At 60.5% G+C, this 16,331-nt stretch carries 12 protein-coding genes; 6 read left to right on the top strand and 6 right to left on the bottom strand.

The features are described from left to right. Positions 1 to 706: 706 nt before the first annotated feature. Positions 707 to 2,635 carry an adenylate/guanylate cyclase domain-containing protein gene (locus NKH13_RS34750; protein WP_352917343.1) on the top strand — a complete coding sequence of 643 codons (1,929 nt, stop codon included), beginning with the start codon at positions 707 to 709 and terminating at the stop codon, positions 2,633 to 2,635. 442 nt (positions 2,636 to 3,077) lie between these two features. Here NKH13_RS34750 and NKH13_RS34745 read toward each other — a convergent pair whose 3' ends face one another. From NKH13_RS34745 to NKH13_RS34725, 5 genes are all read right to left on the bottom strand, one after another. Beyond that, entirely contained in the window at positions 3,078 to 3,332 is a 255-nt protein-coding gene (locus NKH13_RS34745; protein WP_352917341.1) for a LysR substrate-binding domain-containing protein, read from the bottom strand. A gap of 1,950 nt (positions 3,333 to 5,282) precedes the next feature. After that, positions 5,283 to 5,903: an ATP-binding protein gene (locus NKH13_RS34740; RefSeq protein ID WP_352721313.1), complete on the bottom strand. Its 621-nt coding sequence runs from the start codon at positions 5,901 to 5,903 to the stop codon at positions 5,283 to 5,285. Further along, positions 5,900 to 7,159 (bottom strand): metallophosphoesterase family protein, encoded by a 1,260-nt coding sequence (locus NKH13_RS34735; protein ID WP_352721315.1) that lies wholly within the window; start codon positions 7,157 to 7,159, stop codon positions 5,900 to 5,902. The genes NKH13_RS34740 and NKH13_RS34735 overlap by 4 nt, the downstream gene beginning before the upstream one ends. 156 nt (positions 7,160 to 7,315) lie before the next feature. Continuing rightward, a complete protein-coding gene (locus NKH13_RS34730; protein WP_352721340.1) occupies positions 7,316 to 7,582 on the bottom strand; it encodes a BrnA antitoxin family protein in 267 nt (88 codons plus the stop codon). 343 nt (positions 7,583 to 7,925) lie between these two features. After that, the gene (locus NKH13_RS34725; protein WP_502914608.1) at positions 7,926 to 8,141 is read right to left on the bottom strand and encodes a helix-turn-helix domain-containing protein; all 216 of its coding nucleotides are present in this window, start codon (positions 8,139 to 8,141) and stop codon (positions 7,926 to 7,928) included. 430 nt (positions 8,142 to 8,571) lie between these two features. Between NKH13_RS34725 and NKH13_RS34720 the strand changes: the two genes are divergently transcribed. From NKH13_RS34720 to NKH13_RS34705, 4 genes are all read left to right on the top strand, one after another. Beyond that, positions 8,572 to 8,823 carry a DUF6074 family protein gene (locus tag NKH13_RS34720; protein ID WP_352917337.1) on the top strand — a complete coding sequence of 84 codons (252 nt, stop codon included), beginning with the start codon at positions 8,572 to 8,574 and terminating at the stop codon, positions 8,821 to 8,823. Between the two features lie 565 nt (positions 8,824 to 9,388). After that, positions 9,389 to 10,081, top strand: a complete 693-nt coding sequence (locus NKH13_RS34715) for an RNA polymerase sigma factor (RefSeq protein ID WP_352721319.1) — start codon at positions 9,389 to 9,391, stop codon at positions 10,079 to 10,081. Between the two features lie 207 nt (positions 10,082 to 10,288). Then, on the top strand, positions 10,289 to 11,641 hold the full coding sequence (locus NKH13_RS34710) for a hypothetical protein (RefSeq protein ID WP_352917335.1): 1,353 nt from the start codon (positions 10,289 to 10,291) through the stop codon (positions 11,639 to 11,641). Positions 11,642 to 12,284: 643 nt separating this feature from the next. Next, positions 12,285 to 13,040 (top strand): DUF899 family protein, encoded by a 756-nt coding sequence (locus NKH13_RS34705; RefSeq protein ID WP_352721323.1) that lies wholly within the window; start codon positions 12,285 to 12,287, stop codon positions 13,038 to 13,040. Between the two features lie 385 nt (positions 13,041 to 13,425). On the opposite strand, the gene NKH13_RS34700 is transcribed toward NKH13_RS34705, so the two are convergent. After that, the gene (locus NKH13_RS34700) at positions 13,426 to 15,081 is read right to left on the bottom strand and encodes an acetolactate synthase large subunit (RefSeq protein WP_352721324.1); all 1,656 of its coding nucleotides are present in this window, start codon (positions 15,079 to 15,081) and stop codon (positions 13,426 to 13,428) included. A 166-nt stretch (positions 15,082 to 15,247) separates the two neighbouring features. Between NKH13_RS34700 and NKH13_RS34695 the strand changes: the two genes are divergently transcribed. Next, entirely contained in the window at positions 15,248 to 16,195 is a 948-nt protein-coding gene (locus NKH13_RS34695) for a DUF5996 family protein (protein WP_352721325.1), read from the top strand. Positions 16,196 to 16,331: the final 136 nt, after the last annotated feature.

Here is a 16,331-nt window from a genome sequence, read left to right as displayed (position 1 = left end):
TTCGAGGTCGCGAACGTTTGCCGGGAAGTCGGGTGCTTGGAGCGTGCTGGGAATCATCGAGCCGGTGTTCCTGAAATGGGCATACAGACCGCCGGTCAATATGAAGGATTGCCGCGTGGAGATACCCGGTCTCCGCAAGCGTAACACCACCTGCATCCGTCAAATGCAAGGTTTCTCAATGCGGATAAAAAGATCGCCGCGTTCGTCGAAATCATGCGCGCGAGTGTACTCCCGCATCGACGATATCCGGCGGTCACGGATCAAATCGAGCTAGGTGATGCGGAAATCCGCATTCATGAAACGCCGACGGTTCTGCTCCACCCAGCTCTTCCACGAGCGGAACCCGCAAAAACAATGAGCCGGAATGTTCGAGTTCCACACTGCCTGTTTATGCGACTTTTGGAAGCACAAAAGGGGAACATCTAGCGGCTTATGTGTTTTCGACGTCAACAGCCTCTGGCGGTCAGATCGGCGATCGGCCGGCATTGTGAATGCCTGGAAGGGGCCGGAACCGGACTGTCAGCTTTCAAGATGACTGGACAAGATAGCCGGCCCTTGCGTCCAGCCTCGTCTGACCGCTGTGCGCCAGAAGCGACCTTTCGGACCACCGGGGCTAATGGACGACCTCCTGGCTTTGGCCGGGCGGGCTCGTCAGGGCGCCGCGATAGGTGTACAATTTTAGCCATGTTGGGTCCGGGGCCGGATGATGATCGTCCCTCCATTGAACCGGAAACTGCTGGCGATCCTTGCAGCGGATATGGTCGGCTATTCAACGGCGATCGAAATTGACGAAGCTGGCACCATCGGACGCCTGAGAGCTATCCGGGCCGACGTAACCGATACGGCGATCGCTCGGCACCAGGGTCGAATTGTCAAACTATTAGGAGATGGCGCACTTGTCGTCTTCGACAGCGTGGTCGATGCGGTAATCTGCGCAGCCGAAATTCAAAAAGCTGTGGCCGTTCGCAATGGTGGACTGCCGGAGCATGAGCGGATTGTGTTCCGCATCGGGATAAATCTTGGCGATGTGGCGCTCGTGGATGGCGATGTGTATGGCGACGGCGTCAATATCGCCGCTCGGTTGCAGCAACTCGCTGACCCGGGCGGCGTGATCGTATCGGGCACGGCCTTTGACCATCTGCAGGGCAAGCTTGATTGGCCCCTCGATTTCGCTGGCGAGCAGCAAGTCAAGAATATCAATCGCCCCGTGCGGATGTACCGGCTGAGGCTCGATGGCAAGCCGGTGCGCCGCCCGCTTCTCGGAATGATGCCGCGCTGGGCCAGGACGGCTGCGGCGGCCATCGTGGTGCTGGCTCTGGCGGGTGGAGGGACATGGTGGGTCTTTCAGCCTGCGCCACTGGGGGCCAAGCCGTCGATCGCGGTGCTGCCCTTCAATAATTATGGCGGCGACGAGGCCACCGGGCGTTTGGCCGATGGCCTCACCGAAGACATCATCACCGATCTCGCGCAGTTTCCCGAACTCGACGTCGTGGCACGCAATTCGACGCAAGCGTACAAAGGCAAGTCGCTGGATGTCCGCCAGGTCGCGAGTGCGCTCGACGTCGGCTATGTGCTGGAAGGCTCGATCCAGCGCCTGGGCGGTCGGCTGCGGATCACCGCGCAGCTGATCGATGCAAAAACCGGCAACCATCTGTGGTCGGAGCGATGGGACCGGCCTGCTGAAGACGTATTCGCCGTTCAAACCGAGATCGCCGAGCAGGTCACCAACCGCCTCGGCAACGGCGTGGGGCTGATTCAAGGCGCGGGGCGGGCTGCAGCGAAGCGTAAACGGCCGGACAACTTGACTGTCTATGATTACTATCTGCTCGGAACCGAAAGGATTGAAAAGATTACTGTAGCGGATGAGGAGGAGGCCATCAGGCTGCTCAACCTCGCTGTCGAGCTGGACCCGGGGTTCGCCCGCGCCTGGGTGGAACTTTATCATGCTCATAACATATTGGCTGGCTTCGGTATCAATCCCGAGAGCGAGATCAAGGCGGCTGCCGATGTAGCCGAACGCGCGGTGCGGCTCGATCCGAGCGACGCCGAGGCGCACGCCGTTTTTGGCATGAGCCTCAAAGACAAGGGCGACAACGCCCGCGCCAAGGTCGAGCTGGACACGGCCCTCCGCCTCGCTCCGGGTTCGGCCGAAATCCTGACATTCTATTCCGGCTTTGCGGCAGGCTTCGACGAACCCGAACGCGGCGCTCAGTTGGTCGACCAAGTTATACGGCTCGACCCGAATTACCCGATGTGGGCAACTGCTTTCTACTCCACTGCCTATTTTATGGCTGGTCGCTATGAGGACGCCTTGAAGATGCTGGAGCGCAAGACGCCCGATAACTACGGCAAAGGGGGTTGGGTGGTGCGTAGCAGCTCCTTTGCGGCTCTGGGTCGAATCGATGAGGCGAATGCTTCGGTCCGGGAAACCCTCAAACGGTATCCGGACCTGACCGTCGAGGGCATGGTCAATGAATTCAGCTTGAGCAAGACGGAGCGCGGTCGTTTCATCGAGACAATGCCGCTAGCCGGCTTCCCGGCGTGCGCCAAGACCGGGTCGCTGGCAAAACTCGCCAAACCTGTGCGGCTGCCGGAATGCGAGGCGGGGGAGGCGCAGCCTCTCGGGCAGCCATAGAACAAGCTCGGCGCAAAAGGGAGACGTGAGCCGCGAATCGCCCCGGCACTGGCGGGCGCTGTCGCCGAAGGTTGGAGGCGATGACGCGTATGGTTGTGACGCCGCGCGAGGCTCCCGCTAGCGAACGAAGAACTCAGGGTCAAACGCTCAAGTGAGTATCCCTACGGTGGAAGCCGGCTGAGCAAGTGATTTTCTGAGCAGTGGCGACTATGTCAGGAATGGGCCGGAAGCGGCCGGTCCGGTCTGCGGACAAATCGGTAAAAAAGCAGACATCTCTATGCTAAACATCGCAAGAGACACATGGACCCGCTGAATACGTCAGGCTCACGCAGCCATCGAATCGACGAACAATGCTAACCGAACGTCGCCGTTGCCGTCGAGGCTCCTATCTGCACCATCGCCGATCGACCGAGGGTGACGCAAGTCCGAGCCCATCGGTTGTTCAAGATGGCGCCAATGGCTTCCAGATGTGGGTGGAAATGATGTCCCGCAGCTCCGTGCGCACCGCACGGAAGAGTGGGCGAAAGTTCGAGGACATCGGTCGGTGCGAGGAGGTCGCGAGGATCAGCTGTCGGGTAATCGGCGGGTCGAATGGCCAGACCTCGAGGCGGCCAGCCTCAACGAGGAGATGGACCGACGCATAGGGCAGAACCGTGTAGCCGGCTCCCTCCTCCACCAGGAGCAGAGTCGAAGGCATGGCCTCAAGCTCCATCTCGACGCGCGGATAGATGCCATCTCTCTGGCGCGATCGGCGCGTTCCAGACGCTCAGCCAGCCGAATGGCCAACTGCTCCGGTTCGTCGCCGTTCGCGGGCTCACCCGCTTCAGCCGCGGCAGCGGTGACCTCGACAAAGAAATTTTCTCTGTCTGCCTCCATTTTCTCGATGCGGAGCTGCATGGCATCCCGCTCCTGGATGCTTTTCGACAGCTCAGCCAATTGATCGAGCACGTTGCCGACGCCGGGCGCCGATATGCCGCTCTCAAGCCAGGTGCCGGCAAGCGCCTCGACAATGCCGGCTAACCATTCTTCCTCGCGCCTTTCCGCCACGTCTAAAGCCCGCCGTCTGGCGGCCAGGTCCTCCTCTTTCGCGCTCACGGTCTTAAGCGCCTCGGCACGCTCCGCATCGACCTTGAGCTGCCTGTCGAGGAACAGTTCTGCCATGGCCATGGTTGTCTCCACGCTGTCGCCGGGTTCCGAGTCTACCCCGACGCTCGCCAGCGCCCGGATCAACTCCAACTGTACCCTCGCTCCCTCGTCGGCCGCGCGGCGGGCTTTCTTGCGTGCCAGCTCGATGTCCTCCCAGGCCGCGAGCGCATCACTGCGGGCAGAGGCACGATCTTCGATGATTTCGATCAGACGCTCGGGCGAGAATTCCAGGCACTCTGCCAGCAGCTCGCTGGCCACCGCACGAAGTTCGGAGAGTACAGCCTGATCGTCGAGGTCGATCTGTGCAAGCTGGTGGCGGATACGTGTGATGGCGGCTGTTGTTTCAGCGAGGCTGCGGATTGTTGTGCGGATCTCGGCGAGCTCCCGCGCGTTGGCCAGCCGAACCGCTCCAACACTGTCGTCGCGAGCCAAAAGAGCCTCGAAATCGTCCGCCGTTTCGCCGCTGAGCTCACCTCGATGCTTGGCCCACACCTCATCCCGGGCGCGGCGAATGGCAGAAGCCGCTTCATCGTCGGTTACATCGACCGAGGCACGAAGCGCATCCAGGCGAGCCGAGAGCAGGTCGTGACTCTCCTGGTGTTCGGCGAGACGTTCGCAAAGGACAGCCCTGCTCTTTCCCAACCCGGCTGCCCGCACCTTCCATGCACCAACCTGCCCAGCACTCGGGACCGGCACCCTGGCCAGTGCCCCGGCATCTCCAGACCAGGGATGCAGGCGAGCGATTGCCGCCTCCCATCGAACCGTGCTCGCGTCCTCCGCCTCGCGAGCCATTTTCATGTCCGGTAGGTGCCCGCTGCCTCGCGCCTTCGACAAGGCCGAGGCCAGCCTTGCCCTGGCAGGTTCGGGTACAGCCCTCTCTTGCCCAACCCGCTCGCGTGCCGCCTGAAGTGCATCGAGCGCCGCCGCGGCTTCGTTGCGGTCAACGCGCACGGTGGTGGCGATTCCCGATCGCTCCTCGAGCATGGCGCGGACAGCGCCAACGGTGGCAGCAGGCAAAAGCAGCGCAGCCGGATTTGCCTCGGACGACCTTCCAAGCGCGGCAAGGCAAGTCCCCACGGCTTTGTCGAGTATTTGCAGCTCGGTCCTGCGACTTGGCAGGTCCAGCCCTGCGGAGACATAGCGCACCTTACGGTCCGCGAGCGCCCGAATCCGCTCGGAGATTGCCAGGATCGCCTCGTCCACATCGACTGAGGCGATTCTCGTTGTCACGCGCTCGGCGTCGTCGATGTTCCCGGACAGCCGCGTTCTCAGGCTGGCGTCGTCATCGATCAGTTCGGTGACGCCGCCTGTCCAGGTTCGCAGTGGTGACGCGATGTCAGGCAACTCGGCAAGCTGGGCCGCCTTGCGCCGGATGTCGGCGAGGATCGGGATCGCGCGAAGATACGTGGCAATCGTGTCGAGCCGAGCCGACAGCAACGACCGTTCGGCGATACTGCGGCCATACTTTTCCGCCGCGTCGAGACATTCGGCCTCAAGGCTCTCATAGGTCGAGGCCAAGGTGTCGATCGCGTCCCTGCGTGACTTGAGCAAGGCGCTTCTTGAGCAGCGCAAGTTCGGTCCCGTGCGCCTGCTTGCGATAGAGCCCGTCTGCTTCTGCCTCGAGCGCGCTTAATGTGTCGCTCGCATGCCCAAGACCGGCGCTGGCCGTGAACAGGAGCTTGCCCAGGTCGCCACGAGACTCCAGGATCGATTTTCCGCCTGCTTCCAGTGTCTCGTCGTCCAGCGAGAACATGGTCTCGTATGCGTCACGCGACAGACCTGCGAGATGCGCCGTTATCGCCACCTCGCTCACCGGTTGGTCCATCGCGTTCAGCAGCGAGTTGGTGCGCTGTTTCGTGCGCGTGAATGTGTGCTCCGTGCCGGCGAGTTCGAGAACCCCGCCGATACGCATCGCGCTGTACTCGTGCAGGAAATTGTAGCGGCTGCGTTCCTCGATACCGAACAGCAGGTCCAGGTAACCGGAAAGTGCAGTCGACTTGCCCGCCTCGTTCAGCCCGAACACAATATGGAAGTCGGGACCGGCCTGCGGCCTTCGGCCGAAGTCGATCGTCCCATCGGTGAACTTTCCATAGCGAATGAGGTCAAGGCGCCGGAGCCTCATTGCGCCCCACCTGCCTTGAGGCGGGCCGTGACCAGGTCGGCACCGCTGGCAAGCACCCTGTCGAGGAACAGTTCCAGCCCAGCTTCGTCCCGTCCGGCGAAGTCGCGCCCGTCCGGCGGCAGATCGGCAATCATCTTCTGGACAAGCGCCCTCGCCTCGGCGCGGAAGGCCTCTGACTTGGCATCGGCATGCATGGATTGCGCGAGTTCGAATATTGGATCAGCGATGCCATCGGCTGTGTCCGTCGTCGGTGGTGCGAGGTCAAGCTCAAGCTTTTCGACCCATGTGTCGCCCGTCTGCTCCGCCGCCTGCTCGGCTTCGGCCAGCAGCAGGTCCCTGTCGCGGATCAGCGCCCAGGACAAGGGCGTCGCCCCCGTCAGCCCAAGACGGACCACAGCGTGGCGGGACCTGACGGAAGCCCGAATGTCTTCGAGCGCGGATCGGACGCGGCCCACGACCTCGGGCCATTCCACCGTGCCGGTCAGGTCGACGCTCGCCCGTTCGAACTGCGCGATGCTGGTCAGCTTTTCCTCGATCTCGACGGACCGGTCGTCCCGTATCGTGACCAGAGTGACGGATTTCTCTCCGGCCTCGTTGATGTCCCTGCCCTGCGGCATTCCCGGCATCACCACCGTGCTCGCTCCAGGATGGACTTGGCGCGCGTGGATGTGCCCAAGCGCCCAATAGTCAAAACCATGGTCGTGCAAATCAGCAACGCTGCAGGGGGCGTAGACGTCGTGGCCGGGTGATCCAGCAAGGCTGGTATGCATGATGCCCACATTGACCGCCCCTTCCCGGGCGGCCGGATACTTGGGGAGCAGGCTTTCAGGCGCCTTGGGGTTCGCGAAGCTCAATCCGTGGAACATGACGTCCAGCCCGCCAGCTGTTTGCAGCAGAGACTGGGGACGGCCGCCGAAGATCGTCACAGTGTCGGGAAAGACGAGCTGTTTCGAAATCCTCGACATGGCGTCGTGATTTCCGCGGATCTTGAAAACCCTGATGCCGGCCTGGTGGAGGCGTGTCATCTGCGAGGCGAGGAACCGCGCCGTTTTCATCGACGTCTGTTCGCCATCGTAAAGATCGCCGGCAATGACGAGCGCATCGACACGCTCGGCAAGGCAGAGATCCACGATTCCGACAAACGCCTGGCGACTGGCGTCTCCGACGAGTTCGGCAAGATCAGGGTTTCGCAGCGCCAGCGAACGCAGCGGCGAATCGAGGTGAATATCGGCCGTGTGTAGGAATCGAAATGCCATTCGGGTCTCCGCCCACAGAGCATAGAGGGTTCGGCCGCGGCCCGATGCAAAAATTCCAGGATACGCGTTGTTGGTTGTCCAAAAGGTGCGCAATCGCTTACGCTTTACGCTTCCGTTTCAAATCCATCTGCGTCGCCGCTATCGGCGCCATGCCGATCAGTAGTCGTTTGATCGTTTGTCATCCGCATTGGTCGGTTTTTTGGAGATAGCGCGCCGCAAGGTGTCGTTGATCCGATCCTGCCAGCCCGGCCCATCTTCCTGGAAATGGTCCAGCACGGCCCTATCGATCCTAATCGAGACAAGCTCTCTGACATTTGGAGCAGCCGCCGTTTCGCGAACCGGCACCGCCGGCTTCTTGATCGGCTTGAAGGCGGCTTCGGCGGCTGCCATCGGATTTGTGGGTCGGCGTGGAGGATTTGCCATTTTATGATCCTGACTGGTCATAATGCTTGTCGAGCGGGACTGTGCGAATGCGCAACCATAACCCATGTGCCGCAGGCCACCGAACGATGGGACAAAAAAGAAAAAGGCCGGACGACAGGCCGGCAGGATAGGCAAAGGTGACTTTAGGGGCCGGTCAAAAGCCCGCAGTCCTTTGGGCCTATTCTCGGCCAACCATCTCAGAGAGGGAATCAAGCATGTCGGCAGCACCCTCCAACATTCCATCCATCTGGTCGGAAGCGCATGGTTCAATGCTTCGACTATCAGTCGCAGACTACACTCACAAGGAAACGGATATTCGACTCACTTGCGGATTACCCATTGATCACGCAGCGTCCAATATGTCCGACTCCGCCTCAAGAATTCCCACAGGTAGGGACGGCGATCTCGCGATCCGATCCCGATAGCCCTTATTGTACCTCAGACCCGACTCGATGTTTTGAATTTCCTCAGCGGCTAGCCCGCACGCCACCGCCAGGTCCTCGATCGAATATCCAAGGTGCTCACGATAAGCGCGGATGATGTGGGTCCCCTCTGACATAGCCGTTAAGACTGTCTCGGGAATGCGCGAATCCTTCATAGACACCTCCAAAAAGAACAGGATGCCCGCTACAATCGGGAGATTTCCTCCCGACCTGGCGCTCCCAGCAAATCAAATAAATGAGCGTCGATTCGGCCGGATCGGCCTCGTCATGGAATGGGCCACCTGAAATTGGCAGCCGGATCGGAATATGGCGGCTTGCCTGGTTCTGATCAAGTCCAAGATCCTGCCTGCCCAAATCACTCCCTGCGCGATCCTTCGCGGCTCATCATCGCCAATGGGTCCTTGAACAGGAACTCGAACTCGCCCATGCCGCCGCGACCAGTGGCTTTATGCGGCACAATCCACCGAGCCCGACCACTGCAGCGCTGTTAACCAAATTTTTTAACCCGCCAATGCTATTCGCGAGACTGAAGGGATGAGGTGACCGATGGGTGATTCAAACATAAGCGCGTTTCCGCTGCATCGGCGGCGGAAATTGGTCGAAGGGATCGCCCGGGTCCTGGAATCCAAGAACGGGGAGGACGCGAATGCCTTCTGGCGCAGCACCGCCAAGACAATTCTCGTTCAACTGTCCGAATCAGGAATCGCACCCGAGGTCGCCGAACAGGAAGTTGGAACGCTTCTTCATGTTGTCTTAGCCGACATAGCCACCCGCAGCGCTGCGAAACTTGCACGATAGCATCGGCTCACCAGGAAGGATCGCCGCGTGGAGACACCCTGGGACTCCGCAAGCGTGCCACCACTGCATCCCGTCAAATGCAAGGCTTCTACGCCGAAACAGCACAATGCGCCCAATTGCCGACGCTCAGCGCCAAGACAATGAACGACCTATTTGGGCCGACAGCGGACTAGCAGCTTCAGGCTGCGGTTCTTCAGGAGCGGACATTCAGGAGCGGACATTCAGGTCGGCTCGGGCATAGTCGTGACCTGACCCAATCCTGACCTTCCGGGACCCATTTTCCTTCCAGAAACCGGACATTGGGCCCAACCAGCGCTCGTGACCCGAAGGCGACCTTCATTTCCTAGAAGCGCGTATGACTGCTCTTAGACGAAAAGCCGGCATTTGATGGATGCTGTGCTTGGAGGCGGGTAATGAAGCGTCATAGCACTGTCGGCATGATAGGCGCCGTCGGCTTGCTTCTCGCCGCTGTGTTTGATTGCCTGTTGCCTTCCACTGATGAACGAGTCGACTAGGACCTTTTTTTTGCTGTGACGGCACCGAATTGGTCATTAGATAAGTTGTCATGTCCGACCCACGCATCGACAGGGGCGATGACGGGCGCAATTCCAAAGATGTGGAACTGGTCCGCCGCGCGTTGGCGCGCGACGCGGACGCATTACGAACCATCATGCAGATGCACAACCAGCGCCTCTACCGTATCGCGCGTGGATTGGCCGACGACGACAGCGAAGCCGAGGACATCGTTCAGGAAGCCTATGTCAACGCCTTCGCCCACTTTGCCGAGTTTCGAGGAGAATCGGCATTGTCGACATGGCTCTGCAGGATCGTCGTCAACGAGGCATTAGGACGCTTGCGAAGGAGTCGGCGCGCGACAGCTTTTGCAAAATCCGCGGCACGGGCCAATGCCGAAGTCATACAGTTTGCTCTCGACAAGCATTCCGGGGACGCAGAGCGAACGGTGGCGCAACGACAAATCCTGAGCTTGGTCGAACAGGCAACCGATAGGCTGCCCCCCGCCTACCGCGTTGTTCTTATTGCCCGAGCAATCGAAGGACTCTCTAATGACGAGACAGCGGAACTGCTCGGCGTGCGTCCCGAGACAGTGCGGACGCGGCTCCATCGCGCTCGCCGTCTCCTTCGCCAAGAGCTAGACGAGCAGATTGGCCCCGTGCTGCTCAATGCCTTCCCCTTCAAGGGCCGACGCTGCGAGCGACTAATCGACACCGTTATAGATCGCCTTCGTTTTCCAGCCTGACTGCGTGACGGAAGGTCTTTCTGCGCCTCTCTCTCCCATGCCGGCAGAAGGTCCATGCTCTATCGATCGATCGGTTTTCGCGCCGGACGCGGGAACGTTTTGACGGTTCGGTCATCCAATATTGTCAGCCAGATTCGGTAGCCACGCAATCGGGACGTCGCCGAACGGGTAGACCAACTGGAAAACAATATTCGGGAGGACAAGGCAGTGTCAGCACGGTTCAATCGTATTGGTGTCTCCTTGGTCATTCTGGTCTCCGCGGCTTTGATTCCGGCCGCTGCCCAGACGGGCGCAAAAGGATCGGTCAGCGGAAAGGATTTTGACGCCGCCGCGGCCGAGCAGGCCAAGCGATATCTCAAGGAAGGTCGCGAGACTTTCCGTTTCGATACCTTTGGTAGCGAGGAGTTTTGGGGCGGCAAGCTCAAGCTCCATGAGGCGATCGCCGGGGAGAAACTGGGCGGGGTCGGACCTGGCCTCAGTCCGGAAATGGCTCTCGAACTTGGCCTCAAGGTCGATGTCAATGCAATTCCGAAGGATGTGGCTGCAGCTCTCGACAAAGGTGAGGTCGACCTTACCGATCCTGCAAGCACGCTTCTCCTGCTCAAAGCCAATGCCGTTGTCGGGGTGACCGGGTTCTTCGCCGAGGACGGAAAGACGCTGACTTCGGTCGGCATACAATGTGCCGTGTGCCATTCGACCGTTGACGACGCATATGCGCCAGGCATCGGGCATAGGCTGGACGGCTGGCCGAACCGCGACCTCAATATAGGCGCTGTCGTTGCATTGGCGCCTGACCTCACGGCGTTCACCGAAATGCTGCAGATATCCGAAGCGGAGGTGAAGAAGGCGGTGGAAGCATGGGGCCCTGGCAAATTCGATGCTGAACTGAACCTCGACGGCAAGGCATTCCGGCCGGACGACAAGACGGCCGCCACGCTCAATCCACCCGCCTTCGGATTGGCCGGCGTGAACAACCATACATGGACCGGAGCCTGGGGCACGGTGAGCTACTGGAACGCCTATGTCGGCAATCTCGAAATGCACGGCAAAGGCGTTTTCTACGATCCGCGCCTGGACGATGCAGAGAAGTATCCGGTCGCAGCGAGAACGAAACAGGGCCACAAGCAGGACGAGGAAGACCGGATCACGGCGAAGCTGCCGGCGCTTCACTTCTATCAGCTTTCGCTGCCGACCCCGAAGCCGCCCGAGGGCGCCTTCGACAGTGCGGCGGCGGAGAAAGGCGAGGCACTTTTCAACGACAAGGCCAAATGCGGCACTTGCCACGTGCCGCCACTATTCACCGAGCCGGGATGGAACCTGCATACGGCCGATGAGATCGGGATCGACGATTTCCAGGCAATGCGATCCCCGGACGAGCGTTACAGGACGGCATCGTTGCGTGCACTTTGGAACACGGAAAAAATCCACAAGGGCGGTTTCTACCACGACGGGCGGTTCGCCACCCTCAATGAAGTCATCAAGCATTATGACGACCATCTGGGCCTTGATCTGACCGATCAGGAAAAGAGTGATCTGATCGAGTACCTCAAGTCGATTTGACCCAGCACTTGACGGCGTCGGCGTTGCGCTCGGCGTATTTGTATTTGCTCTTGAAGGACTCTTCCCTATCGCCATCACCGAGGCCAAGACGGTTACAGAGGGCAGGCACATCATTCGCGCTGAAATCGGCAGTGGCCGATGCGGCCTCATGACGGAGCTGCTTGATCAGCGCCGACCAATACTGCGGCTTGCTCTCTCGACTCACTCCCTGCCCCCTCGAGAGGATAGTACCCTCTAGCGCTCGTCGCATCCGACGATCTAAATTATTGCTAACCTTAGATCGTCCGCAGTGATTAATGCGAGCGCTTCTTCGAAGACAGTGGTCAATGTTCCAACACGGTTAAACACCCCGACACCGTGTTGCTTTCGCTCGACGAGGCCTTCGCGTTGGGAAAGCTCGTTAACGAGCATCTCTCGGAGCGGAACTGGCCCGCAAGCAGACAGGAGGGCAGTGATTCCAAACGATATGACAACTGTGGACGAACTGTGGGACGTGGGGTTTTCGACAGCGACTGTCGATTGCCATACGGCGTCAGTGTCTGGCAGGAGCCTGCGGCTGCTCAACGGCCGGCATCGTACCTAATCATAATCTTCGAGTATGGTGGATCAGCCGATGCGGGAGGCGAGCACGGGAGGTCGAGTCATGGGTGTCACCTTCAAGGGCGAGAGCGCCGACTATCGCGCCGCGCGCGACAGGCTCTTGCAATCCGAAATCGCGCTGCGCCGGCAGATGGAGGCAGTAGCCGCCGAGCGACGTGCTCAGCCGCCTGGGCCGTTGGTCGAGATGGATTATCAGTTCGAGCGAATCGGCGCGGACGGCAAGCCGCAGAAGGTGAGGCTGTCGGACCTGTTTGCACCAGGCACGACATCGCTGTTGATTTACAACATGATGTTCCCACGCCACGCGCTGGACGATCGGCCGCAGCCCTCGACCGGCCTTTTTGCCGACCTGCCTCGTGAGGAAACGCCATGCCCTTCCTGCACGGGTTTGCTCGACCAGTTGAACGGCGCGGCGCACCATTTCTGTGCCGCCGGCTTCAATTTTGCGGTGGTCACGCAAGCGCCCGTGGAGCGCGCACAGGCTTTTGCAAACCAGCGCGGCTGGAGGAACCTCGACATGCTTTCGGCTGTCGGCACAACGTTCAAGCAGGATTTCAACGCACTGTTTGAGGACGGGCAACTCGCCCCGATGACCCATGTCTTCCAGAAGACGCCAGATGGTATCCGCCATTTCTGGTCGTCCGAAATGATGTACGCCGAGTCCGATCCTGGCCAGGATCCGCGCCAGCAGGGCACGATCGAGCCGCTGTGGAACATGATGGACCTGATGCCCGAGGGCCGGCCGGACTTCGATGAACAGGTGGAATATGCGGGACAGGATGTTGCGAATGAGAGCTGACCCCTCTGCGACTTGCTGATCCGGGACATTTCGTCGGCTCTGTCGCAAACCCGGTGGTAGGGTCATGAACAGCCATGTTCCCGCCGGACACATGGTTCGTCTCCATGCCGCCCTCCGCAGCCGTAGCGCTCGACGCGAGCCTGCGAATTGTAGCGTCTCACCAGAAAGCGCTACTAAGGATTCGGTTTGAGAATTGCTGGTTGGCGGTGCCCGATGAAGTGCACCTTGGCAAAGGGCACACTGGGCGCCATTTCCCGACATTGCATTGATGCTTCGGCTGCAACCAATTCATGAAGCCTCTCCCTACGAGGCGAAGGCGGCCGGGGCAGGACCGCCTGCAAGGGGCTTCTCCGCTGACTTGCAGGATTGGCAGCATAGGTTCGCCTCATTGCGATTCCTTGGCCGCGAAATGCCTGCGCAGCTCTTCGACGAGGACGCGGGCATTCTCCGAATAGTCGATCGGGACGTCCACCAGATGGACGCCGCCTCCCTTGAAGGCTTCCTCCAGCGTTGGAACCAGCTCCTCCGCTGCGCCGACGCGGGAACCGCTGGCCCCGTACGACTCGGCGTAGCGGACGAAGTCGGGATTGCCGAATGTGAGCCCGAAGTCCGGAAATCCGTCGACCGCCTGCTTCCAGCGGATCATGCCGTAGGCGGAATCGTTGAGGATCATCACGACAAGGTTAAGCCTCAAGCGAACGGCTGTCTCGAGTTCCTGGGAGTTCATCATGAAGCCGCCGTCACCGCATACCGCCATCACGCGGCGCTCGGGATAGAGGAGCGACGCCATGATCGCCGACGGCAATCCCGCCCCCATGGTCGCGAGCGCGTTGTCGAGCAGCAGCGTGTTCGCATGATGGGTGCGGTAGTTGCGGGCGAACCAGATCTTGTACATGCCGTTGTCCAGGCAAACGATGCCGTCCTCGGGCATGACCGTTCTGACGTCGTGTACGATGCGCTGCGGCTTGATCGGGAAACGATCCTCCAGGCTGCGCTCGTTGATCCGCGACAGAATCGTCTGACGAAGCTCGATGATCTTCGTGTCGGGGCTGAGCCGACCCTCGAGCCGATCGGCGAGCACGGCCGCGGTCGTGCCGATGTCGCCAACCACTTCGGCGTCGGGGTGGAACACCTGTTCGACTGTCGCGGACGTAAACCCGATATGGATAACTTTCGGGCCGCCCTCGTCGCGCATCAGAAATGGCGGCTTTTCAACCGTGTCGTGTCCGATGGCGATGATCAGGTCCGAAATTTCGATCGCATCATGGACATAATCGCGCTCGGAAAGTGCTGCCGTTCCGACATAGAGGTTTGAACCGCCGTCGACCGCCCCCTTGCCCATCTGCGTATTGAAGAACGGGATGCGCATCCGCCGCACGAAGTCCGACAGCGAACCAACCAGCCGGGGGCGATTTCCGGCCGCGCCGATCATGATCAGCGGACGCTTGGCCGCCAGTATCATCTGCGCCGCACGATCAATCGCGTCGGGATGAGCGATGGGACGTTCAAGCGGATGCACCGGAATGAGTGAAACCAACGGGATCTGCTCGGCCGCGACATCCTCGGGGAGCTCCAGGTGAACTGGCCCTGGACGCTCTTGCGCAGCAACCCTGAAAGCATCGCGCACCACGGTCGGAATGCTGTGCGGGCTGACAATTTGCCGCGTCATCTTGGTCAGCGGCCGCATTGATCCGATCACGTCGACGATCTGAAAACGGGCCTGCTTGGCTGTAAGTATTGGCTTCTGCCCGGTGATCATGATCATCGGCATTGCGCCCAGATGGGCATAGGCCGCGGCGGTCGAGAAATTGAGCGCGCCGGGTCCAAGCGTCGAAATGCAAACGCCGGGCCGCCCGGTCAGCCGTCCATGCGTGGCCGCCATGAAGCCGGCCGCCTGCTCATGCCGCGTTGTGATCAATTCGATCCGCGAGGTGCGCAACGACTCCAGGACGTCGAGATTTTCCTCGCCGGGGACACCGAAGATCCGATCCACTCCCTCATTCTCGAGGGCGGCAACGAGGAGGTCAGAGCCCTTTTTCAAATTTCGGCATCCTTGTGGTTGAAGCGGGACCCAAATGAACGGATCGATCCTAAGCGAAACTGACAATGCTTTGGACCTACTCTATCTCAACGGGGCGGGTATTGTGACCGGAGCGAAGGGGCACTCGCGGATTGTTGTTCAACTTTGTCGAAGGTAGGTTAGCCCGATGAACGACCGCATCCATGATCGGTGGCCGGACATACCGTATGGTCCTTGGCGCGGTACCTGCTCCGCGCTGCATCTTTGTTCCCAGATCATAGGGAAATATCGGCTTGCGCGCACGCCCTGGGTGAACCATTCGTGGCACGCGACCCTCTATCCTAATGCTCGCGGCTTCACGACCGGGCTCGTGCCTGATGGAGCTGGCGGGATCGAGCTCAGCCTCGACCTGGTTGACCATCAGGTGGTCGGAGCGGCCACCGACGGACGCACTGCCCGATTTCCGCTCGAGCCGATGTCGGTCGCTTCCTTCCATGCTCACGCATTAGACCTCGTTCGCAGCCTCGGCGGGACGGCGGAGCTGAACGGCATGCCGAATGAAATCCCGAACGCGATTCCGTTCGCAGAGGACCGGGCCGAGCGGCCCTACGATGCCGATGCCGTCGCGCGCTTTTTCAAGGCAAGCATAGCGGTGACAGCCGTACTCCAGACCTTCCGCACCGCTTATCTCGGCAAGGTCAGCCCGGTGCACCTGTTCTGGGGGAGCTTCGATCTCGCAGTGACGCGCTTTTCCGGGCGGCGAGCGCCCCTGCACCCGGGTGGCATTCCCGCCCTGCCCGACGAGGTCACCCGCGAAGCCTACAGTCATGAGGTTTCGTCGGCTGGCTTTTGGCCGGGCGGTGGAGCGGTCGACTTTCCCGCCTTCTATTCCTATGCCTATCCGGCACCGGCTGGCTTCGCCGCGGCAAAGATCCTTCCCGACGCCGCATACTACGAAGCGAGCCTTGGAGAATTCCTGCTGCCTTATGACGCGGTGCGCGGAGCAGCCGATCCGGAAGCGATCCTCATGGGTTTTCTCGAGAGCACCTATCGCGCCGCTGCCGACCTCGCGGAATGGGATGCCGCCGCTCTCGAATGCGCAATCGGACAACCTCGCCGACCACGGCGCCTGTAAGTGCCTTCTCGCCCAACGTTCGTAACGGATTGCCCTAGAGCGGTTCCCCCTTTGACGGAATCAAAGGGGATTCCAGATTTATCTGTTTTGTGATTCAAGATGCTGGCTGGAGTGGAGGCCAGCATCGGATGACCCG

The sequence above is a fragment of the Mesorhizobium sp. M1348 genome (genome assembly GCF_040317925.1).
GTDB lineage: Bacteria > Pseudomonadota > Alphaproteobacteria > Rhizobiales > Rhizobiaceae > Mesorhizobium.
This window is presented reverse-complemented; position numbering and strand designations above follow the sequence as displayed.